Genomic DNA, 21,268 nt, shown 5'->3' on the forward strand with positions numbered 1-21,268 from the left:
GGGCTCGCCGTCCGGCCCCGGCGGTTTGGTGGGGCGGGGGCCGCGGGGTGGTGCCCGGGCGGCCGGAGCGGCCCGGGCGCCGTTGTCGCGTCGCGGTCGGCCGGTGTCAGGCGCCCGCGAGGTCGCCGGCCGGACGGCGGCGCAGCGCGTACACGCCCAGGCCGAGACCACCGGCGATCAGGACGCCGCCGGTGGCCAGGCCGGCACCCTCGTCGAGGAAGCCGATGCCGGCGTGCGGGCCGCCGTGCGGCGCCTTCTTGTGTTCGCCCGACTTCTCCTTGTCGGACCAGGAGCTGCCGTCGCCGCCGGGCCACGACTTCTCGGAGTCCGAGGAGCTCGAGGAGTTGGAGGAGTCCGAGGAGTTGGAGGAGTCCGGCGACGTCTCGGGGGTGTGGGACTCGGCGTGGGCCGCCGGGACCGCGATGGTCAGCGCGGCGAAGCCGAGCGCGGTTGCGGCGACGAGGGTGCGTGCACGACGCATGGTGCGGGTCCTTTCGAAGCCCGGCCAGGTAGCCGACATGTCATCGGCGCTGGGGACCGGCAGGGCGTCTCACCCACCATCAGCCGCCCGTGCCGCGACCGCGACTGCTGCTGCTGCGTATGCGCACGTCCGCAGGGCCCTTGGAGGGATTTGCGGGCCGCAGTTCATTCGCGGGCATCATCGCGAGGTTTGGGCGTGCCGCATCAGGGGGCATTCGAGTGGGCCGCGATTGCCGGCACCACGCTGTCGAACATGTGGAGCGTGCTGTTGACCGCGCGCACCTCCCCGACCTCGAGTCCCGCACGGCGCATCGCGGAGAGCAGGCTCACCTCGGTGTGCTTGGCGCCGCCGACATTGAGCAGGAGCAACAGGTCCATCGCGGTCGTGAACTTCAGCGAGCCGGTGTCGTCGACGAGGTTCTCGATCACCACGACGCGTGCGTCGGGCTCGGCCGCCGCGACGATGTTCGCGAGCGTGCGGCGGGTGCTGTCGTCGTCCCACTCGAGGATGTTCTTGACCACGTACACGTCCGCGCGTACGGGCACGGCCTCGCGGCAGTCGCCCGGGACCAGCGTCACCCGGTCCGCCAGCGCGCCGCCGGGCCGCAGCCGGGGGTCGGCCCGGTCGACAACCGCCGGCAGGTCGAGCAGCGCGCCGCGCAGGTGCGGGTGCCGCTCCAGCAGGGTGGCGACCAGGAGGCCCTGTCCGCCGCCCACGTCGACGACCGTCCGCGCCTCGGAAAGGTCCAGAACGGCGGCGACGTCCTCGGCGGACTGGCGGCTGGACTGCGTCATGGCGCGGTTGAACGTCTCGGCGGACTCCGGCGCGTCCTCGTGCAGGTAGTCGAAGAAGCCCTTGCCGTGCAGGTCCGGGAACACGCTGCCGCCGTGCCGGACGGCGTCCTCCAGCTTCGGCCAGGCCTGCCAGGTCCACGGCTCGGTGGCCCACAGCGACACGTACCGCATGCTGCGCGGCGCATCGGCGCGGAGCAGGCGCGAGGTGTCGTTGTGCGCGAAGCGGCCGTCGGGCTCTTCGACGAAGATGCCGTTGGCGACGAGGGCGCGCAGCAGCCGCCGCAGCGCGCTCGGCTCCACCGCCAGGTGCGCGGCCAACTCCTCGGCGGTCTGCGGTTCGTCGTCCAGCGCGTCGGCGATCTCCAGGCGGAGTGCCGCCCGGACGGCGGCCGCGCTGACGGCGCCGAAGGCGACTTCGCGCAGCCGCATGCCCGCGTCGTGCGGCTGCGGCGGTCGGGTCTCGGTCATGCAGGCGCCTGCCCTTCTGATCCTGTGTGGTCCTGCTCGGGTTGGGGGTTGCTGCGGATCGGCTCCCGGCGCAGGGGTCAGCCCAGGCCGCCGTACTTGTACGTGTAGCCGCCGATCACTTCGAGGAGGTCGGCCGTCCCCGAGGCGTGCGCGAAGTCGCCCGTGCCGCCGGTGACGACGTGCCGCATCGGGTCGGCCGTGCCGGGCATGACCGTCTGGTCGCGGTAGTGGTGCTTGCCGTGAATCAGCAGCGTGCCCTTGCCGTCGATGCGGAGGGCGTGGCCGCAGTCCGCGAGGACGCGCTTGTCACGGGCCTTCTCCACGACGCACGCGATGCTCACGTCGCCGATGCGCTTGTCGGCGGCGTCGCGGAGCATGGCGTAGGACTGCCAGTGCTGCCCTTCGACGACCCCGCGCGGCTTGCCGCCGGCCACCACGTACGCCCGCAGTTCGGTCACTTTCTGGTCCGCCGTCGCCGTCGGCCCGGAAACCGCCAGAACGGCGGCCAGCGCCGCCACGACAACACCGCACTTCCGCATGCGCACGGCATCTCCATATCGCTCAGACCCCGACCAAAACGGGGCAATATGGCGATACTGCGCATGTCGAGGTGCGATCATCGGTCCGCCACGCTCCGCTGTCCCTCGTTCGGACCCCCGAGACGCGGACGCGCGGGCACGCAGATGCGCAGCCGCGCGTACGTCCGGACCGGCGGTGCGGAAGGTCAGGCGCCGCGCGCGGCGCCGCCCGAAGGTGACGACGCGGACGAGGTCGGCGAGTGCCCGGACGTCGCCTGGTCGGCCGATCCCGGCTGGTCGAGCGCTACCGCCACGGCTTCGGCCGGGCTTTCCGGGCGGGGGTGTTCGGTGCGGACCCCGGCCGGCGACATCGGCGAGGGAGGCCCCGGTACGGCCAGGGCGATGAACGCGCTCAGCACGCAGCCGACCGCCAGCAGCCCGAAGCAGATCTGGTACGCCGTCAGGCTCGGCGCCGAGCCGCGCGGTCCGTCGCCGCCCAGGGTGACGGCGGTCAGGATGGCGCCCAGGACGGCCGCGCCGACCGCCCCGCCGATGGTGCGCAGCACCGCGTTCATGCCGTTGGCGACCCCGGTCATGTCGGACGGCACGTTCGCGTTCACGGTCGCCGGCATCGCCGCGAAGGCCAGCCCGAGGCCGAAGCCGAAGAGCGTGAACACCGCCGAGAACGCCCAGGCGTGGTCGGTCAGCGGCATCAGCGCGAGGAAGCTGACGGCGCTGAGCGCCGGGCCGAGCACGAGGGCGGGCTTCGGGCCGTACCGGTTGATCATGCGCCCCGCGACGGGCGCCGCCGCGAGGTTCCCCAGCGCGCCGGGCAGCATGTAGAGCGACGCGGCCAGGACGGTGGTGCCGAAGCCGTAGCCGTTGGATTCGGGGGACTGGAGGAAGGGGGCGAACAGCAGGCCCGAGCCGTACATCGCCATACCGGTGAGCATCCCGGACAGGCCCGCGAGCAGGACCGGACGCCTCGTCATGACCCGCAGGTCGACCAGGGGTTCGGGGCAGCGCAGGGCCCACCACGCCCACAGCGCGAAGAGCAGTGCCGACAGGACGAACCCGCCGACGACGAGCGGCGCGGCCCAACCGACCCGGCTGCCCTGGCTCACCGCCGCGAGCAGCGCGGCGAGCCAGCCGGACAGCAGGAGCGCCCCCAGGACGTCGACGCGGCCCGGGGCGGAGCGCGGCGTGGAGTCCGGGACGATCAGCCACACGAGCGCGATCGAGATCGCCGAGACCGCGGCGGACAGCCAGAACAGCAGGTGGTAGTCGGCGCGGTCGGCGATCAGGCCGGTCATCACCGAGCCGAACGTCGAGCCGACGCTGATGGTGGCGCCGATGACGGCGATGCTGCCGGCGGTGCGGTGCCGCGGGAACTCGTCGCGGACGACGCTGAGCGCCAGCGGGACGACGCCGCCGCCGAGGCCCTGGAGCACGCGCCCGGCGACGAGCATCGGGAAGGAGGTGGTGACCGCCGCGAGCACCGACCCGGCCGCGACCGCGGCGAGCGAGATGAGCAGGTAGCGCTTCTTGCCGCGCAGGTCGCCCAGCCGCCCGATCAGCGGCGTGGCGACCGCGGCGGCGAGCAGGTTCCCGGTCAGCACCCAGGCGATGGCGGAGCTGGAAACGCCCAGGCGGCCCTGGAGTTGGGGCAGGATCGGGGTCACGACCGTCTGCATGACCGCGATGGCGGTCGCCGCGAACGCGAGGGCGGTGAGGATGAGGGTGGGGCTGCGGCGACCGCGCGCCGCCGTGCTGTCGGAGGTCTTTCCGACGGCCGCCGCCGTTTCCGTCCCGGCGTCGGCCCCGGTACTGTCGCCGCTCACGACGCGATCGTCAGCGGCCGGTCCTCGACCCAGTCGCAGTGCAGCGTACGGGTCGCGATACGCCACCCCTCGTCCGTGCGTGCGTAGGTGTCGAGGTAGCGGATCGCCATGACGCGGTCGCGGCGTACGCCCGCCTCGTCGTCGTAGATGTGGTGCGCGGTGCAGTACGTCTCGGCCTCCGCGCGGTCCCCGTCGACCGTCGCGAGCTGATTGGCCACCAGATGCATGGTGGCGACGTACCGTTCGAGCCCGGTGAGGGCCTTGGCGATCCGCTCGCGACCGGTCCGCGACACCGGGTCGGCGCCGGCCTCCATGTGCACGGTCAGCGTGCCGTCGGGGAGGAAGCAGGAGGCGACGAGGTCGGGCTTGCGCCGGTCCGCGCCGTGCGCGTACGTCTCCACCAGGTCGCGCAGCGCCTGCCGGTCCGCCAGGAGGCGGACCATGTCGCCGTCCTGCCCTGTGCCCGCACCCATATGTACCGTCCCCTCGCACACGACACCGTCATCGCATGCTGACATGGGGCAGTGGACTGACACAAGTTTTCGCTGACGGTCAGTCAGGCTTGGATACGGCAGTCCTGACCTGCGAAAACCACAGGAAACATGATCGTCATCGACAGGCAATGCGGCGGGGTGTCGTTGGACACCTTGCGGCCACCGTCCGGGCGCACGCGGTGATGTGACGGGGCGTCAGCGGGCCAGGAAGACGACGTCCGGGACGCCGCGCGGCACGCGTACCGGGACCTCCTCGACGCGCACGTCCCCGAACACCTCCGCCAGGCGCTCCTCGAACTCCCGGCTCGCCGCGGCGCTCCAGACCGCCAGCACGCCGCCGGGGGCGAGCCTGCCGCGCAGTGCGGTCAACCCCTCGCGGCCGTACAGCGAGCGGTTCGACTCGGTCACCGTCCAGTCCGGCCCGTTGTCGATGTCCAGGCACAGCGCGTCGTACGTGGCGAGCGGATCGTCGGCCGGCCCCGCCGTCGCGAACACCCAGTCGAGCAAGTCCTCGTGCCGCACCTGCACATGGGGGGCGTCCAGCGCGTGCCGGGAGAACCGGCCGAGCGGGCCGTGCTGCCAGGCGATGACCGGGGCCTCGCGCTCGACCACCGTGACGTGGCCGACCGAGGGGTGCGCGGCCGCCTCCCCGAGCGAAAACCCCACCCCCAGACCGCCGATCAGCACCCGGAGGTCGGGGCGTCCGACGGCGTCCACCGCCGCGCGGACGAGCAGCCGCTCGGACGTCCCGTCCCGCGTGTCCATGAGAAAAGTGCCGTTGCTGATGATCTCGAAGTCGTCGCCGCGGCGGCGCAGAACCAGTTCGCCGCGGGGCGTTTCGACACGCTCGACAACCACCGTCGCAACTTTGTCGCCTTCTCGCTTCACCGGCATGTCGCCGCACCGTCCTCACCGTTATCTGACCGGCACTTTTTGCCGGTCCGACGACTCTTGCACCCTCGTGAGGTCGCCGTTAGTGTCCCGGCCATCGCTCCATGGTCCATTGTCTGATGGCATCTCCGGACCCCAACGCCGATCCCGAGCCGACCACCGCGGACACGCGAGCCGTTCGCCGGGACGGTGCACAGCACTTGAGCACGAATGCACCAATGCACGGCTGCACCACGAATGCCGACCAGGACACCTTGCGTCCGGTCAGCGGACACAAGTGTCGGGAGGGCTGATGGCTTCACTTTCCGCCAGGCGAGCGGGACGGCGATGGACAGTGGGCATGGTTCTGCCCCTGCTCCTGGTCGCCGCCTGCAGCCGCTCGGGGGACATGCGGGACGAGGAGTTCCCGCCGGGGTACGGGGCGGCCGCCCCGCTGCCCGGCGCCCCGGGCCCGGGCGACGGAGGCGCACCGGCCTCGGGCGACTTCGGGGACCTCAAGGGCCTGTGCGGCGCCAAGCCGGCCGACCAGAAGCCGTCCACTTCCAAGGCGCGCGGCGTCAACGACGACTCGATCACGGTGACCACGCTGGGCGACCCCGGCAACCAGATCCAGCCCGGCCTCGGCCAGGAGTTCTTCGACATAGCCGACGCCTTCACCAAGTGGTGCAACGACGCGGGCGGCATCAACGGGCGCAAGATCAAGGTGAACAAGCGCGACGGCATGCTCACGCAGGCTCCCACGCGCGTCACCGAGGCGTGCCAGACCGACTTCATGCTGGTCGGCGGCGGCAGCCCCCTCGACGACGGCACCGTCGAACCGCGCCTGGGCTGCAACCTCGGCGCCATCCCCGGCTACGTCGTGACGACCGTGGCCATCGACGCCCCGCTCCAGGTCCAGCCCGGCGGCATTCCCTCCGACGAGGGACTGACCGGCGCCTATAAAGCACTGTTCGACAAGTACCCGGAGATGAAGGACAAGGTCGGCATCGTCGGCCAGGCCATGGGCTCGCTGAGCGCGGTCGCCGACCGCTACGAGGACGCCGTCAAGAAGGCCGGCGGCACCGTCGTCGACAAGCAGCTCGCGCAGCCGATCGGCCAGGAGTGGCGCAGCATCGTCGAGACGATGAAGGCCAACGACGTCAAGCTGCTGATCAGCGCCGGCATCTTCGCGGTCAACGCGACCCCGCTGATCCAGGAGATGAACAACTCCGGGTGGGCGCCGCAGGCGATCCTCTCCGACCAGTCCGCGTACAACAACTTCAACCTGCAGACGGCCAAGGACGCCGCCATGCCGGACTTCTACGTCTACACGACGTACTGGCCGCAGGAGAGCGCCGCGGACAAGCCGGCCGCCAAGCTTGCGCTGGACCTGTTCCACAGCAAGAACAAGGACGGCCGGATGGTCTACTTCAACTACGCGGGCCTGAACGCGTGGTTGCTGTGGGCAGCCGCGGTCAAGGACTGCGGCGCGGACGTGACCGTCGAATGCGTCCTGGAGAAGGCGAAGCGGCCGGGCTGGACCGCCGGCGGCCTGTTCGCCCCCAACGACGTCGGTCCGCTCACCGAGATGCACACCAACCCGTGCTTCGCGATGACCAAGCTGGACAAGGACAAGGGCTTCGTCGTCGACTCGGACGTCACCAAGCCCAACACCGACACGATCTTCAACTGTTCGCCCGACAACGTGGCCAAGCTCGACAAAAAGTACACCTGACCCGAGCGGCCCGGCACAGCCGGCCAGGCCCACGGAGGGCACGTGCAAGAGTTCCTCACGTTCACGATCATCGGGCTGGCCACCGGCGGCATCTACGCGATCACCGCCGGGGGCCTGACCCTCACGTACACCACCACGGGCATCTTCAACTTCGCCCACGGCGCCACCGGCATGTTCGCTGCCTTCCTCTACTGGCAGATGCACTACGGGTGGGGCTGGCCGGTGTGGATCGCACTGGTGCTGTGCCTGCTGGTGTTCGCACCGGCGTTCGGAGTGCTGCTGCACCTGGTGATCATGCGGCGCCTGGAAGGTACGTCCCAGGCCACCAAACTCATGGTGACCGTGGCGATCCTGCTGTCCCTGGTCGCGGCGGTCACCTGGATCTGGGACCCCAACAAGAACCGCACCGTGCAGCCGTTCTTCCGCGGGCACGTCCTGGAGATCAGCGGCGTCAAGGTGCCGTACGGCGACATCACCACGCTCGGGGTGGCACTGGCGGTGGCGATCGGTCTGTGGGTGCTGCTGACGCGCACACGCATCGGCATCGCCATGCGCGCCACGGTCGACGACCGCTCGCTCGCCGTGCTCAACGGCTCGCGTCCGGAAGCCGCGGGCATGCTGGCGTGGGCGATCGGCACCTTCCTGGCCGCCCTCGCGGGCATCCTGGTGGCGCCGAAACTGTCGCTGAGCCCGCTGCCGCTCACCCTGCTGATCGTCAACGCGTACGCAGCCGCGGTCATAGGCAGGCTGCGCAGCCTGCCTATGACGTTCGTGGGCGCGCTGATCATCGGCGTGAGCGGGTCGTACGCCACGCGCTACATCCCCAAGTGGGAGGCGGGCGCGCCGTACCTCGCCGGGTTCATCTCGGTGGTCCCGGTGCTGGTGCTGTTCGTCGCGCTGCTGCTGCTCCCGCAGTCCCAGCTGCGCGGCCACAGCTCCAGCCGAACCCGGGAGTTCGCCCGCAAGCCGACGTGGCCCGGAGGGCTCTTCTTCGCGGTCGCGGTGGTCTTCGGCGCGTTCGTGGCCTCCCGCACCCTGTCGACCGCGGACCTGTTCGGCAGCACCCAGATGTGGGGCCTGGGCATCATCGCGCTCTCGGTGATCCCCCTGGTCGGCTACGCGGGGCAACTCTCGCTATGCCAGCTGAGCTTCGCGGGGATCGGTGCGATCACCGTCGGGCACCTGGGTGGCAGCGGGAACCCGATCTCCCTGCTGTGGGCGGCGCTGATCTGCGCCGCCGTCGGCGCCGTCATCGCGCTGCCCGCGCTCCGGCTCTCGGGCATCTACCTGGCGCTGGCCACCGCGGCGTTCGCGGTGGCACTGGACCGGTGGATCTTCCAACTGCCCAAGTGGACCTGGGGCGACCACGAGTACCAGGTGTTCAAGAGCGGGACGTTGCAGCTCGAACGGTTCGACCTGGCCATCGTCGACATCGACGGGGACCGGGCGTACTTCGTGTTCGGCTCGGTGATGTTCGCGTTGTGCAGCCTGCTGGTGATCGGCATCCGGCGCGGGGAGTTCGGCAAGCGCCTGCTCGCCCTCAAGGACAGCCCGGCCGCGTGCGCCACGCTCGGCATGAACCACAAGCTCACCACGCTCGGGGTGTTCGCCGCCTCGGCGGCTATCGCCGGTGTCGGCGGCGGCATCTACGGCGGCGCGGTGCGGTCGGTCAGCACCAGCAACTTCGAGTTCTTCGTCGGGCTCTCGGTGCTGATGTCGATGGTGATCGCCGGCCTCACCTCGCCGGGCGCCGCCCTGTTCGGCGGCATCCTGCTCGGTACGCCGCTGATGACGAACCTGTTCCCGGATTGGACGCAGCTGACCACGATCCTGATCGGCCTCAACGGCATCGCGCTCGGCCGCAACCCGAACGGCATGATCGCCTCGCAGCTGCGGCCCAACTGGGATCCGGCGCTGAAGTACCCGGCGGTGATGGTGCTCGGCAGCTCCGCGGTGGTGCTCGCCTACGCCCTGCGCGAGGCCGATGTCGTGGGCAACTACGTCATGGTGCTCGTCATCGCGGCAGCCCTGATCGGCATCTCGGCGATGGGCAAGTACCTCGACGCCCACGCCACGGGCAAGTCCAACGGTTTGGCCGAGCTGCCCGAGGGCATGACCGCACCGCCCGAGAAGCTGGGGCTGAGCGTGCCCTTCACCCCTGCCGACATCGAGGCGTTGGACCGTACCCTCGGAATCCCGCCACTGACCGCCGTATCGGGAGGCCGCCATGGGTCTTGAAGTCGAAGGCGTCACCGTGCGATTCGGCGGGCACACCGCCCTCGACAACATCAGCCTGCGTGCCCTGGACGGGAAGGTCACCGGGCTGATCGGGCCCAACGGCGCGGGCAAGACCACGATGTTCAACGTCATCACCGGGCTCCAGGCGCCGCATGCCGGAAGGGTCGTGCTGGACGGGCGCGACGTCAGCAAGCTGGCGCCGTACAAGCGGGCGCGGCGCGGCATGGCGCGTACCTTCCAACGCCTGGAACTCTTCGGGTCGTTGACGGTACGCGAGAACATCCACGTGGCCGCGGCCCAGTTCCGGCGCAGGCACCGCGGCGCGGAACGCGCCGGGACGACCACGGACACCCTGGTCAGACGCCTCAACCTGGGGGCGATCGCGGAGGTCCGCGCCGACTCGCTGCCCACCGGGCAGGGCCGCATGGTCGAGCTCGCCCGCGCGCTCGCGTGCCGGCCCCGCATCCTGCTGCTCGACGAACCCGCTTCGGGGCAGGACGAGTCGGAGACCGCGGAGTTCTCGCGCGTGCTGCGCGACGTGGCCGCCGAGGGGGTCGCGGTGCTGCTCGTCGAGCACGACATGGACCTGGTCATGTCGGTGTGCGATGAACTGCACGTCCTCGACTTCGGAAAGAAGCTCGCGCAGGGGACGTGTGCGGAGATCCAGGCCGACCCGGCGGTGCGCGCCGCGTACCTCGGCGAGGTCGACGAGGATCTCGACCCCGCCGTACTGGCCGATCCCGACGAAGCGCTGGGGGTGTCGCTGTGACACTGACGCTCGAACTCCCCGTCCCGGGACCGCAGGAGGCCCCGCCACTGCTCGAACTGCGCGGTGTGAAGGCCGCGTACGAGCAGGTCGAGGTGCTGCACGGGGTCGACCTGGCGGTGCCCGCGGGCTCGGTGCTCGCCGTGCTGGGACCCAACGGGGCGGGCAAGACCACCATGCTCAAGGTCGCCTCCGGCATGCACCCGCCCAGCGGCGGGGACATCTGGCTGGCCGGGCGGTGCGTCACGGGCGCGGCGCCGGTCGACCTCGCCCGGCTGGGACTGTGCAGCATTCCCGAGGGCCGCGGGGTCTTCCCGAACCTCACGGTCTCCGAGAACCTGTGGATGGCCAGCTACCGGGGGATGTCACGGTCCCAGATCGAGGAGCGCGTCTTCCCGATCTTCCCCCGGCTCAAGGAAAGGCGCCGCCAGGCGGCCGGCACGATGTCCGGCGGCGAGCAGCAGATGCTCGCGATGGCCCGGGCCATCGCCACCGACCCGGCGGTGCTGCTGATCGACGAACTGTCCATGGGGCTGGCCCCGCTGGTCGTCGAGCAGCTCTTCGAGATCGTCGCCCGGATCGCCGGGACCGGGGTGACGGTGCTTCTCGTCGAGCAGTTCGCGCAGACCGCGCTCGGCGTCGCCGACCTCGCGGCCGTCATGACCGGCGGGCGGATCACCGCGGTGGGGACACCGCAGGAGATCGCGGCCGGTCTGCACAGCGCGTACCTGGGCGGCGACGGTTCCGCGGAGGAGGCTGCGGGCGCGGCGGAAGCCGAGGAGACACCGCAGCTCAAGGGCACGGGCACGGCCGCGACGCTGGTGGCACCGGTCGACGCGGCGATGGCTCCGAAGGCCCTGCCCGGGTCCGGGCCCGCGGCAAGGGCCGCGGAATCGGCGACGGCGCGCAACGGGGAAGCGGCCGACACCACGGTCGCGCTGCCGGTCGCCGGTGACCGGTACTCGGCGTACCTCGGCGGTGGCGAGCAGGGGACGTCGGGGTCGGACTCGGTCGCGGGCCGCGGCGGCGCGGGCGCCGGTGCTGGTGCTGGTGCTGGGCAAGGCAAGGCGCAAGGCGAGTCATCAGGTGTGTCACAAGGCGAGTCAAAAGGCGAGACACGAGGTGAAGTCATGAGCACGAACACCGCCGGTGTTCCGCCCACCGTCCCGGCGGGCACCCCGGCCGCCCCCTCCGACGGGCCGCCGGCACCGCCGCCCGGGGCCCCCGCGGAGCCGCGCACCCACGCGCTGGCGCAGGAGGTCGCGGGGCTGCGCATCAAGCCGCCGTCCACCACGCTGGACACGCAATTGATGTGGCTGGGCGTGGTGTTGCTGGTGGCGGGGATCGGCACCGGTCTGGGGGCGTACATCATGGCCCACACGACACGGCTGCAACTGACGCAGAACGACGCGATCGTGGTCGGGCTGGTCGGCGTGACCATCTCGATCGCGGGCATGGCGTTGTTCATCCGCTACTCGCTGTCGAACTTCCTGCGGTTCTGGATCGCGCGGCTGATAGCCACGCAGCAGCAGGGTGGGGGACAGCAGCCGCCCACGTCCTGACTCAGGGCCCTTCGGCCGTACGGCGCCTGACCAGGGGCCGTACGGCCGCGGGCGCGTTCTGCCCAAGGATCGTGCGGCCACGCGCCCCCACGCCCTCACGCCTTGACCGAGGGGTACGGCTGCGCAGCCCCGCGTCCCGACCGAGGCCCGCGCGGCCATGCGTCCTGACCCAGGGCCATGCGGCGACGCAGCGACGAGGCCATGCGGTCGTAGCCGGGGTGTGCCCCGGTTTCCTCCGCAGGACCGATGCATGGTGGCCCACCCGGTGACAGGCTGGGTGGGCAACGCCGTTGTGGGACCGTACGTGGGAGGGGACCCCCGTGAGTGAGCACCCCGTGGCCGACGGGCCGTCCGAGCCGCCCGCGTCGTCGGGCGGCGGCCCGGGCATCGAGGCGGCGACCGGACCGCGCCGCAACCCGCTGCCGTGGCTGCTGGCCACCGTGCTCGTGGCATTGGCCGCCGTGCTGGTCTACGCCGCCGTCATGGTCGTCCGCATGCTCGCCTGACCCCGGCCCGCCGCTCGCGTCTCGGCTCTGCGTCCGACCTCCGGGCCTTCGGGGCTTCAGCGGGGGTGGGGGAAGCGCAGTGAGCGGAGGATTCGTTCGTGCATGCGGTGGCGGATGACGCCGAGGTCGATCGCCGCTACCAGCGCCGTTGCCGCGGAGACTGCCGCGGCGAAGATCCACACTCCTTGGTGCGTGTCGGTCTCCGCGGCCACCCACGCGCAGACCGCCGCGGCGACGACGCCCGCCACGAGCGCCATCCTCGACAAGAGACGCCGTAGCGGCAGATCCGAGACGGCGTCGTCCGGTTCCGTCCCATGTCGCTGGGACCTGGGGATCTTGGCCATGTGTGGCGTCTACCCCGGTCGCGATCGGCAAACCGGCCGGTCCAACGTGCCTGTTGTCACGCGCCCGCGCACCCACTGATGTCACGGGGGCGAGGGCTGTCTCGTCTCGGGTGTCGAAGACGTACTTCGCACTCGGGAAGGTGATGGGGCATGCGCGTGTTCCTGGCAGGCGGAACCGGGGTCCTCGGACGGCGACTGGTGCCGCAGCTCCTGGCCGCGGGCCATCAGGTGACCGCCACGACGACGAGTCCGGACAAGCTGCCGCTACTGGCGGACCTCGGCGCGAAAGGTGTCGTGATGGACGGACTGGACGCGGCCTCAGTCGGTGAGGCCGTCGCCTTCGCGCGGCCGGACACGATCGTGCACCAGATGACGGCGATATCCGTGGCGCACGCCGGGAAGCCCGACCTGAAGCACCCGGACCGCTGGTTCGCCCGTACGATCCGGCTGCGTACCGAGGGCACCGACAACCTCCTGGCCGCCGCCGAGGCCACCGACGTGCCGCACATCGTCGCGCAGAGCTACGCGAGCTGGAACGGGATCCGCCGGGGCGGCTGGGTCAAGACCGAGGACGACCCCCTCGATCCCGAGACCGGGAGCAGGGCCCGCCCCGGGATGGAGGCGATCCGGTACGTCGAGGACGCCGTCGTCAAGGCCGGCGGTGTCGCGCTGCGGTACGGCGCGTTCTACGGGCCCGGCGCCGTCGACGACCAGGTCGAGCTCGTACGCAAACGGCAGTTCCCGCTGGTCGGCGGCGGTACCGGTTACAGTTCCTGGATCCATCTCGACGATGCCGCGAGCGCCACCGTCCTGGCTGTCGAGCAGAGGGCCACGGGCGTGTTCAACATCGTCGACGACGAGCCGGCCCCGGCGAACCAGTGGCTGCCGCATCTCGCGGCCTGTGCCGGCGCCAGACCGCCGATGCGGATGCCCAAGTGGCTGGCCCGGCTGCTGGCCGGCGATGCGGCGGTGACGATGATGACCGAGGGGCGCGGGTTCTCCAACGCCAAGGCGAAGCGGGAACTCGGCTGGGAACTGCGGCACCCGTCGTGGCGGCAGGGTTTCGAGCGCGAATTGAAGGAGGCACGGGCATGACCCGCACCGAGGAGTTCGAGGACCTCCGGCCGCTGCTGTTCTCCATCGCGTACCGGATCCTGGGCAGCGTCACCGAGGCCGAGGACGCCGTTCAGGAGACCTGGCTGCGCTGGGAGGCATCCGGGACCCGGCCGGCGTCGTCCAAGGCCTTCCTGTCGGCCGTGGTGACCCGTATATCGATCGATGTGCTGCGCTCGGCCCGGGTCCGCCGCGAGGAGTACGTCGGTCCGTGGTTCCCCGAGCCGCTGCTCTCCGACCCGTACCAGGACCCCGAGCGCTCCGCGGAGCTGGCCGACTCACTGTCGGTGGCCGCGCTGGTGCTGCTGGAGCGGCTGAGCCCGCTGGAACGCGCGGTGTTCGTGCTGCGTGAGGTGTTCGGGTTCGGCTTCCCGGAGATCGCATCCGCCGTCGGGCGGTCGGAGGCGGCGTGCCGCCAACTCGCGGTACGGGCGCGGCGGCACATGGACGACGGCCGGCCGCGCTTCGAGGCGGACCGGCGGGAGCGGCAGGAGCTCGCCGAGCGGTTCTTCGACGCGTTCCGCGAGGGCGACGTCGACGCGCTGCGCGAACTGCTCGCCGCCGACGTGCATTTGGTCGGGGACAGCGGCGGCAAGGCACCGCTCGTCGGCCCGCACGTCTTCGGCCCCGACAAGGTCGCCCGGCTGCTCGCCGCCGCGGCCCCGCAGTTCACCGCGGTCGGCGTCGCGCTCCACGTGCAGGAGATCAACGGCCAGCCGGGCGCGCTGCTGCGCGACCGGGACGGCCGGATCGCCGCCACCTGGGTGCTCGACATCCTCGACGGGCAGATCCAGGCGATCCGTTCCGTGGTCAACCCCGACAAGCTCGCGCACATGGGGCCGGTCGCGGACGCCTGGGAACTCAAGCGCGAGGCAGGCGAGTTCCGCAAGCGGCCGCAGTAGCCGTAGCAGGGGCCGCCGACCGTCGGTCCGTAGCAAAGGCCGCCGACCGTCGGTCCGCAGCCAGGGCCGCCGACCGTCGGCGCACCGGTCGGCGGCCCTGTCGGCTCAGGGCTCAGTCCGTCGTCGGCAGCCCCACCAACGTGCCCAGCCGGGCGCGGTGCCGGTCGGCGGTCCCCATGAGCAGCGCCGCGCTCATCGCGCGCTTCAGGTACAGGTGCGCGGGGTGCTCCCAGGTGAACCCGATGCCGCCGTGCATCTGGACGCATTCCTCGGCGGCGTGCACCGCGACGTCGCCGCAGTACGACTGGGCCAGCGAGGCGGCCACCTCGGCGTCGTCGGACCCCTCGGCGACCGCGGCCGCCGCGTACCGTGCGGTCGCGCGCGCCGCGGCGATGTCGGCCCACAGATCCGCGGCACGGTGCCGCAGCGCCTGGTACGAGCCGATCGGGCGCCCGAACTGGTGCCGCACCTTCAGGTACCCGATCGCCTCCTCCAACGCCCTTTCCGCGACCCCCAGTTGCTCCGAAGCCAGCAGGGCCGCGCCGACCACCAGGGCCTCTTGCAGGGCCTCCGCGGCCTCGCCCGGCGCCGCGGCGATCGACGCGGAGACGCCGTCCAGCGTCAGCGTGCCGATCGGCCGCGTCGCGTCCAGCGTCGTGATGCGTGAGCGGGTGAAGCCGGTCGCCGAGCCGTCGACGAGGGCCAGGTACGGCGCCCCGTCCACCACCACCGGGACCACGAACAGGTCCGCCCGGTCCACCGCCAGCACGCTGGTGACGGCGCCGGTCAGCAGCAGCCGGTCGCCGTCGGGGGCGCCGGTCACGGACAGGGGGAAGTCCGAGCCGGGGGTGGTCGTCGCCGGAACGGCCAGCGTACCTACGCGGGATCCGGCGGCCAGCGCGCGCAGCGCCTCGTCGCGCGCCTCGCCCGCCGGTGCCGCGACGAGCGCCGAAGTCGCCAGCACGGCACTCGCGAAGAACGGCACGGGCGCGACGGCACGCGCCAACTCCTCCAAGGCCACCCCGACTTCGCGCGCGGTCGCACCCGCGCCGCCCAGCTCGTCGGGCACCAGCAGTCCGGCCAGGCCGAGTTCGGCCGCCACGGCCTTCCACAGCGCGTCGTCGTACGGCTCTTCCGAGTCGACACGTGCCAGCACGTCGTTCCACGAACACCGGTCCGCCAGAAGGCCCCTCAGGGTGGCGCGGAGGTCTTCCTCGACGTCCGAGTACAGCAGCGCGGGGATCGCGGTCACCGGGGGATCTCCTTCCAGGGCAGCTTCGTGTCGGTACGCGGCTCGCGCGGCAGTTCCAGGACCCGGTCGGCGATCACGCCGCGCAGGATCTCCGACGTGCCGCCCTCGATGGAATTGCCCTTGGCCCGCAAGTAGTAGTAGCCGGCCGAGCGGCCGCCGTCCGAACCGCCGAGGTCCACCCGGCGCATCGACCAGTCGTCGTACGTCAGGCCCTCCTCACCGGTCAGTTCCAGCCACAGCCGCGTCGTGTCCTGGTTGATCCGGGCGAACGACATCTTGGCCGCGGAACCCTCCGGCCCCGGCTTGCCCGCCGCGAGCTGCTGCCGGATCCGCTCGTTGGCGAGCCGCGCGACCTCGGCCTCGACCCACGCCCGCATCACCCGGTCGTGCAGGCCGCCGGTGCGCACCTCGGGACGCTCGCGCCACAGCGCGGCGACCGGGCCGATCGCGCCGCCCTCGCGCGGCGACTCGCCGCCGCCGATCGCCACCCGCTCGTTCATCAGCGTGGTGTTCGACACCGCCCAGCCCTTGCCCACTTCGTCGGCGCGCATCGTGTCGGGGATGCGTACGTCGGTCAGGAAGACCTCGTTGAACTCCGCCTGCCCGGTGGCCTGCCGCAACGGCCGCACCTCGACGCCCGGCAGCGTCATGTCCAGGAAGAAGTACGTCAGGCCCTGATGCTTGGGGAGGTCCGGATCGGTCCGGGCGAGCAGCATCGCCCAGCGCGACTTGTGCGCGAACGACGTCCACACCTTCTGGCCGTTGACGACCCAGTCCTCGCCGTCGCGCACCGCGCGCGTCGCGAGCCCCGCCAGGTCGGAACCGGCGCCAGGCTCGCTGAACAGCTGGCACCAGACCTCCTCGCCGGTCCACAGCGGCCGCAGCAGGCGCGTGCGCTGCTCCTCCGTACCGTGCACGGCGACGGTCGGCGCGCCCATGCCGAGCCCGATCGGATTGCGGAACGGGTTGGCCGGTTTCGCACCCGCGGCGGCGAGCTCCCGCTCAACCACCTGCTGCAGCGCGCGGGGCGCGGCGAGACCGCCGCAGCCGACCGGGAAGTGCACCCAGGCGAGACCGGCGTCGAACCGGTGCCCGAGGAATTCGACGGGGTCGGTGGTGGCCGGGTCGTGAGCCTTCGTCAGCTCCCGGACCCGGGAGCGGATCTCCTCCGCGGTGACGACGGTGGACCCAGTGTTGTCGGGCAAGGTGTCGCGCCTCCTTCGTCCACAATTACTGACTGTGCGTCAACAACAGTCCGCACGCCGATGCTAGGTACACAGATCAACGAGCGGAAGGGTGCGAGGGACCGCCGCGCGCCACGAGTGGGCGCGGGAGTTGGACGGCCGCGTCCCGCACGGCTCCGCGACGCGGTACGCTCCACGTCCACTGCGCATGGCACCGGTACGTCGATACATCGAGTTACATCGATCCCGCACGGTCCCGAAGACGATCCGGGCCGTGTTCCGTGAGGACAACCAGTGACGACTCCCAGCACGGGCGCCACCGGCGGAGCCGCCCTTCTCGACACGCTCGCCGCCGAGCTCGCCGTCGACGGCGAACCGGTGACCGAGGCACTCGACGCGTGGTCGGTCCGCACCCCAATGCGGGTCTTCATCCACTATGGCGAGCACGGACTCGACCTCAGCTACGCCGAGGCCCGCCGCGCGACCGACACCATCGCGGGCAATCTGGAGGCCATCGGCGTCCGCCGCGGCGACCGCGTCGCGGTGCACTGCCGCAGCCCATACGCCGCGGCCCTGTGGATGTTCGGCATCTGGAAGGCCGGCGGCATCTTCTGCCCCGTCGACCCCGACCTCGGCGGCGAACTGCTGCTCGCGCAGCTGACCACCATCGGTGCCGCGCTCATCGTCACCGAGCGCGCCGGACTGCCCGCACTCGAACTGGTGCGCAGGCACCTGCCGTACGCCCCGCGCGTGACCGTCCACGACTCGGTCGGCATCCCGCCCGCACACGAGTTCCCAGAGGTCCCCTACTCCCGCTTCCTGGCCCGCGCGCTGCCGCCGCAGGTCGGCTCCGGGCCCGACGACATCGCGGCGATCCTGCACACCCCCGGCAACACCGGCCGCCCCAAGGCCGTCGTGCTGTGCCACCGCTGGGTCGCACAGTCGACGTTCCTGCTGCGGCGCCTGACGACTCCCGACGACGTGGTCTACAACGACCTGCCGCTGCACACCATGCTCGGCGCGTTCGCCGGGGTCGCGCGCGCGGCCTGGACCGGGTCGACGGTGACGCTGTGGGACCGGTTCCACCCCGGCGAGTTCTGGGGGCGGGTCACGGCGACGGGGGCCAGCACGGCGGTGCTCACGGACGCCGCCGTACCGTGGCTCACCAGTGCCCCCGAGCGCCCCGGCGACGCGCTGAACCCGCTGGCCAAGGTCTGGCTGCACCCGCTGCCCGCGACGCACGCCGACTTCGCGCGGCGGTTCGGCATCGACTTCGTGGTGGCGGCGTACGGCCAGATCGAGTCGGGCATGCCGGCCGCCGCCGTCATCGAGGAGATGCGCGACGGCGAGGGCACCCCGCCCGCGTTGCAGCGCGGGCTCACGCACGAACAGGTGACCCGCGTGTGCGCGCACTACCGCGTGCCGGTCGTGCCCGCCCACGCGGTGCCGCGCAAGGGGCTCCTGGGCGCCCCGCTGCCCTTCCTCGACGTCGCGATCCTCGACGAGTACGACCGGCGCGTGCCGCCCGGCACCGTCGGCCAGTTGGCGGTGCGCCCGCACCTGTCGGGCCTCGTCGTGCAGGAGTACCTCGGCGACCCGCTCACCACGGCCGAGGCGATGCGAAACCTGTGGCTGCACACAGGGGACGCGGTGGTGCGCGACCCCGAGGACGGGATGATCCACTTCGTGGACCGCGTGCAGGACCGGATCCGCATGCGGGGTGAGAACATCTCCGCGTACCACATCGAGGACCTGGTCAACCAGCATCCGGACATCACCATCTGCGCGGTGTTCGGCGTGCCGCTCAGCGGCCGCCAGGACGACGAGATCGTGCTGTACGTCGAGCCCGACCCCGGCCGCCTGCTGGAGCCGGAGGCCCTGCACGCGTGGTGCGCGCAGTCGCTGCCGCCGTACATGCGGCCCGCGCACGTGCGCGTCGTCATCCGCATGCCGCGCACCCCGAACCACCGCGTCGAGAAGCACCGCCTGCGACGGCACTTCCTGGGGCTGGCCGACCCGGCCGGGCTGATCGTCGAGCAGACGCGCCCGCCCGCCGCGCCGACGGCCAGGGCGGCACTGCCCTCGGGACAGCGCGGGATCGGGGCGGGGTTCGGCCCGGCGGCGCTTCCGCCGGGGGCGGGCGTCGAGAACTGAGGGCGTTTCGTTCGGGCTGTTCCGTTCGGGTTGTCGTGACTGGGTTGTCGTGACTGGGCTGTCCTGATCGGGCTGTCTCGCTCGGGCGGTCGTTGATTCGGCTGTCTCGTTCGTGACGTCGCGTTCGGGTTGTCTCGATCGGGCGGTGTCAGGCGGGCTCGCGGGTATCCCGGCGCTGAGCGGGTAGGCGCTGATCCGCACGGACCTGCCGGGCGTACCCGCGTGTCGGCTCGGTCCCGGACCGGTCCCGAACCGACGCGAGGGAGCACCTGCCATGGGCACGACAAGCGGCAGCGGCCCGCGCCACCGCCGGATGGCGGGGGCCGACGCGGAGCGCGGCAAGGGCGGGTTCGGCTTCGGATTCCTGGTGTTCCTGGGCCTGATCCTGGTGGCCGCCGGCATCATCGGCCTGCTGTACGTCGGACTGGCGACGCTGACCACGATGGTCCTGTTCGCGTGGCTGCTGCTCGTCGGCGGCATCGTCGGACTGTTCCAGGCGATCCAGTCCCGCAAGGAGGCCAGTGCGTTCTGGCTGACCGTCGCGGTGGCGGCGCTCAACATCGCGGCGGGCGTCGTCCTGCTGCGGCGCCCGGACGTCGCCGCGGCGGCGCTCACGCTGTTCGTGGCGTTGCTGCTGCTGACCGCGGGGCTGTTCCGTGTCGTCGGCGGCATCGCGAGCATGTCCGCCCGCATGACGTGGACGATCGTCGTCGGCGTCATCGACCTCGGTCTCGGACTCCTCGTGCTCTCCGAGTGGCCGAGCAGCAGCCGGTACGCCATCGGCACCTTCATCTCGCTCGCCCTGCTGTTCGACGGCCTCAGCATGATGAGCCTCGGCATCGCCGGGCGCCGCATCGTGGGGATGGTCCGGGAGGCGGACGCCGAGACCGCCGGAGGCACGGCCGCCGGCGCGGCGGCGGCGTCCGTGGACCCCGCGGGTGGTCCAGTGGGCACCACACCGCGTGATGCGGACATAGAGGCCGAGTCGGAGGAACTCGCGGGCGGCGCCGCATGGCGCGACGGTCCCGGCGAGACGAACGGCGGCGACGCGTCGACCGCTGAATGGGCCGCCGACAAGGGGCCTGACACGCTGCGCAGGTCGCTCCACAAGGGCGGTGACGGCGAGGGCGCGTCGCGCTGACACACCCGTCACCGGTCGCCCGTCGCCCGCTGACCCGGTTGCCTGTTGCCTGGTCGCTCGGGATCGCCCCGGCCCACCGGTTTCCCGGCTCCGTGTCGGAAAACTCCAATACCCCGCGGGCCGGACCTGGCAGCGTGTGTGCCTGCCCGTCAACACAGGCCGCGGAATCCGCCCGGCCCGAATCCATGCACCGGGCTCCGCGCCGAGGACCCCCCACCCGTGAGAGCGCCCCGGGTGGGGGGTCCTCACTCGTGGCGGCTGTAAGTCCGTCGGCCCGCCCCCGTCGGCCCGCCCCCGTCGGCCCGCCCCCGTCAACCCGCGCCTGCGGTCGGCTCCTGCGGCGCGTGCCGACGGGCACAATGAGCGGATGTTGATCAGGGAAGCGACCGACGAGGACTGGGCCGGGATCAGGCCGTTCTTCCGGGCGATCGTCGCGGCGGGGGAGACGTTTCCGTACGTGCTCGACCTCGACTCCGACGCGGCCCGCGCCATTTGGTACTCGGCGGCGCCGAACCGCACCGTCGTGGCCCTCGACGACGACGGCACGATCGTCGGCACCGCCAAGATGAACAACAACCGGGACGGCAACGGCTCCCACGTCGCCAGCGCCAGCTACATGGTCGATCCGGCACACGCCGGACGCGGCATCGGGCGCGCGCTGTGCGAGTACTCGATCGCCTGGGCCCGCGACGCCGGCTTCCGCGCGATGCAGTTCAACGCCGTCGTCGAGACCAACGTGCACGCCGTGAACCTGTACCGTTCGCTCGGCTTCGAGATCGTCGGCACCGTCCCCGAGGCGTTCCGACACCCGCGCGAGGGTTACGTCGGGCTGCACATCATGCACCGGTATCTGTGACGTGCCATGTCCCGCACGGCCACGCGCCGCACGCCCAACGCCACGAGGC

Annotated in this window: 18 protein-coding genes and 1 pseudogene; 10 read left to right on the plus strand and 9 right to left on the minus strand. The window is 71.7% G+C overall.

The genetic code is table 11. The features are described 5' to 3' along the window. Window positions 1–106: 106 nt before the first annotated feature. The 6 genes from ACWD12_RS19100 to ACWD12_RS19125 all read right to left on the minus strand — a co-directional run bounded on the left by ACWD12_RS19100 (window position 107) and on the right by ACWD12_RS19125 (window position 5,490). A complete protein-coding gene (locus ACWD12_RS19100; RefSeq protein ID WP_450100495.1) occupies window positions 107–481 on the minus strand; it encodes a hypothetical protein in 375 nt (124 codons plus the stop codon). A gap of 203 nt (window positions 482–684) precedes the next feature. Next, complete coding sequence (locus tag ACWD12_RS19105) at window positions 685–1,743, minus strand: ArsR family transcriptional regulator (RefSeq protein WP_450100496.1); 1,059 nt, start codon at window positions 1,741–1,743, stop codon at window positions 685–687. Between the two features lie 77 nt (window positions 1,744–1,820). Beyond that, window positions 1,821–2,288 (minus strand): hypothetical protein, encoded by a 468-nt coding sequence (locus ACWD12_RS19110; protein ID WP_450100497.1) that lies wholly within the window; start codon window positions 2,286–2,288, stop codon window positions 1,821–1,823. Window positions 2,289–2,467: 179 nt separating this feature from the next. Continuing rightward, the gene (locus tag ACWD12_RS19115) at window positions 2,468–4,102 is read right to left on the minus strand and encodes an MFS transporter (RefSeq protein WP_358363916.1); all 1,635 of its coding nucleotides are present in this window, start codon (window positions 4,100–4,102) and stop codon (window positions 2,468–2,470) included. Continuing rightward, window positions 4,099–4,575, minus strand: coding sequence for a nuclear transport factor 2 family protein (locus tag ACWD12_RS19120; protein ID WP_358363915.1), 477 nt, complete (start codon window positions 4,573–4,575; stop codon window positions 4,099–4,101). Before ACWD12_RS19120 ends, ACWD12_RS19115 begins: the two co-directional genes overlap by 4 nt. A gap of 216 nt (window positions 4,576–4,791) precedes the next feature. Next, window positions 4,792–5,490 (minus strand): spermidine synthase, encoded by a 699-nt coding sequence (locus ACWD12_RS19125; protein WP_450100498.1) that lies wholly within the window; start codon window positions 5,488–5,490, stop codon window positions 4,792–4,794. A gap of 337 nt (window positions 5,491–5,827) precedes the next feature. Between ACWD12_RS19125 and ACWD12_RS19130 the strand changes: the two genes are divergently transcribed. From ACWD12_RS19130 to ACWD12_RS19150, 5 genes are all read left to right on the plus strand, one after another. Continuing rightward, a complete protein-coding gene (locus tag ACWD12_RS19130) occupies window positions 5,828–7,201 on the plus strand; it encodes an ABC transporter substrate-binding protein (protein ID WP_358363912.1) in 1,374 nt (457 codons plus the stop codon). A gap of 42 nt (window positions 7,202–7,243) precedes the next feature. Then, complete coding sequence (locus ACWD12_RS19135) at window positions 7,244–9,439, plus strand: branched-chain amino acid ABC transporter permease (protein ID WP_450100499.1); 2,196 nt, start codon at window positions 7,244–7,246, stop codon at window positions 9,437–9,439. Continuing rightward, entirely contained in the window at window positions 9,429–10,208 is a 780-nt protein-coding gene (locus ACWD12_RS19140; RefSeq protein WP_450100500.1) for an ABC transporter ATP-binding protein, read from the plus strand. Before ACWD12_RS19135 ends, ACWD12_RS19140 begins: the two co-directional genes overlap by 11 nt. Beyond that, window positions 10,205–11,767, plus strand: coding sequence for an ABC transporter ATP-binding protein (locus ACWD12_RS19145; protein ID WP_450100501.1), 1,563 nt, complete (start codon window positions 10,205–10,207; stop codon window positions 11,765–11,767). Before ACWD12_RS19140 ends, ACWD12_RS19145 begins: the two co-directional genes overlap by 4 nt. A 320-nt stretch (window positions 11,768–12,087) precedes the next feature. Beyond that, window positions 12,088–12,273 (plus strand): hypothetical protein, encoded by a 186-nt coding sequence (locus ACWD12_RS19150; RefSeq protein WP_450100502.1) that lies wholly within the window; start codon window positions 12,088–12,090, stop codon window positions 12,271–12,273. Between the two features lie 56 nt (window positions 12,274–12,329). On the opposite strand, the gene ACWD12_RS19155 is transcribed toward ACWD12_RS19150, so the two are convergent. After that, window positions 12,330–12,530, minus strand: a complete 201-nt coding sequence (locus tag ACWD12_RS19155; protein ID WP_358363904.1) for a hypothetical protein — start codon at window positions 12,528–12,530, stop codon at window positions 12,330–12,332. Window positions 12,531–12,767: 237 nt separating this feature from the next. Between ACWD12_RS19155 and ACWD12_RS19160 the strand changes: the two genes are divergently transcribed. Both ACWD12_RS19160 and ACWD12_RS19165 read left to right on the plus strand, forming a co-directional pair. Continuing rightward, complete coding sequence (locus ACWD12_RS19160) at window positions 12,768–13,712, plus strand: NAD-dependent epimerase/dehydratase family protein (RefSeq protein WP_450100503.1); 945 nt, start codon at window positions 12,768–12,770, stop codon at window positions 13,710–13,712. Next, a complete protein-coding gene (locus ACWD12_RS19165) occupies window positions 13,709–14,632 on the plus strand; it encodes an RNA polymerase sigma-70 factor (RefSeq protein ID WP_450100504.1) in 924 nt (307 codons plus the stop codon). The genes ACWD12_RS19160 and ACWD12_RS19165 overlap by 4 nt, the downstream gene beginning before the upstream one ends. Before the next feature lie 112 nt (window positions 14,633–14,744). Here the strand turns inward: ACWD12_RS19165 and ACWD12_RS19170 are convergent, their stop codons facing one another. After that, window positions 14,745–15,884: an acyl-CoA dehydrogenase family protein gene (locus ACWD12_RS19170; RefSeq protein ID WP_450100505.1), complete on the minus strand. Its 1,140-nt coding sequence runs from the start codon at window positions 15,882–15,884 to the stop codon at window positions 14,745–14,747. Next, window positions 15,881–17,089, minus strand: coding sequence for an acyl-CoA dehydrogenase family protein (locus tag ACWD12_RS19175; protein WP_450100506.1), 1,209 nt, complete (start codon window positions 17,087–17,089; stop codon window positions 15,881–15,883). The genes ACWD12_RS19170 and ACWD12_RS19175 overlap by 4 nt, the downstream gene beginning before the upstream one ends. A gap of 273 nt (window positions 17,090–17,362) precedes the next feature. Between ACWD12_RS19175 and ACWD12_RS19180 the strand changes: the two genes are divergently transcribed. From ACWD12_RS19180 to ACWD12_RS19190, 3 genes and pseudogenes are all read left to right on the plus strand, one after another. After that, the gene (locus ACWD12_RS19180; protein WP_358360981.1) at window positions 17,363–19,222 is read left to right on the plus strand and encodes a class I adenylate-forming enzyme family protein; all 1,860 of its coding nucleotides are present in this window, start codon (window positions 17,363–17,365) and stop codon (window positions 19,220–19,222) included. A 313-nt stretch (window positions 19,223–19,535) separates the two neighbouring features. Beyond that, a pseudogene (locus ACWD12_RS19185) lies at window positions 19,536–20,129 on the plus strand (HdeD family acid-resistance protein); the annotation flags it as partial. A gap of 601 nt (window positions 20,130–20,730) precedes the next feature. Further along, the gene (locus ACWD12_RS19190) at window positions 20,731–21,219 is read left to right on the plus strand and encodes an N-acetyltransferase family protein (RefSeq protein ID WP_450100507.1); all 489 of its coding nucleotides are present in this window, start codon (window positions 20,731–20,733) and stop codon (window positions 21,217–21,219) included. Window positions 21,220–21,268: the final 49 nt, after the last annotated feature.

It is taken from the genome of Streptodolium elevatio, assembly GCF_053592165.1.

Excerpts from the sequence above, each read along its gene's own strand:
- ACWD12_RS19155 (WP_358363904.1), bottom strand. The coding sequence starts at position 12,530 with ATGGCGCTCGTGGCGGGCGTCGTCGCCGCGGCGGTCTGCGCGTGGGTG.
- ACWD12_RS19105 (WP_450100496.1), bottom strand. The coding sequence starts at position 1,743 with ATGACCGAGACCCGACCGCCGCAGCCGCACGACGCGGGCATGCGGCTG.
- ACWD12_RS19160 (WP_450100503.1), top strand. The coding sequence starts at position 12,768 with ATGCGCGTGTTCCTGGCAGGCGGAACCGGGGTCCTCGGACGGCGACTG.
- ACWD12_RS19190 (WP_450100507.1), top strand. The coding sequence starts at position 20,731 with ATGTTGATCAGGGAAGCGACCGACGAGGACTGGGCCGGGATCAGGCCG.
- ACWD12_RS19165 (WP_450100504.1), top strand. The coding sequence starts at position 13,709 with ATGACCCGCACCGAGGAGTTCGAGGACCTCCGGCCGCTGCTGTTCTCC.
- ACWD12_RS19100 (WP_450100495.1), bottom strand. The coding sequence starts at position 481 with ATGCGTCGTGCACGCACCCTCGTCGCCGCAACCGCGCTCGGCTTCGCC.
- ACWD12_RS19140 (WP_450100500.1), top strand. The coding sequence starts at position 9,429 with ATGGGTCTTGAAGTCGAAGGCGTCACCGTGCGATTCGGCGGGCACACC.
- ACWD12_RS19120 (WP_358363915.1), bottom strand. The coding sequence starts at position 4,575 with ATGGGTGCGGGCACAGGGCAGGACGGCGACATGGTCCGCCTCCTGGCG.
- ACWD12_RS19125 (WP_450100498.1), bottom strand. The coding sequence starts at position 5,490 with ATGCCGGTGAAGCGAGAAGGCGACAAAGTTGCGACGGTGGTTGTCGAG.
- ACWD12_RS19130 (WP_358363912.1), top strand. The coding sequence starts at position 5,828 with ATGGTTCTGCCCCTGCTCCTGGTCGCCGCCTGCAGCCGCTCGGGGGAC.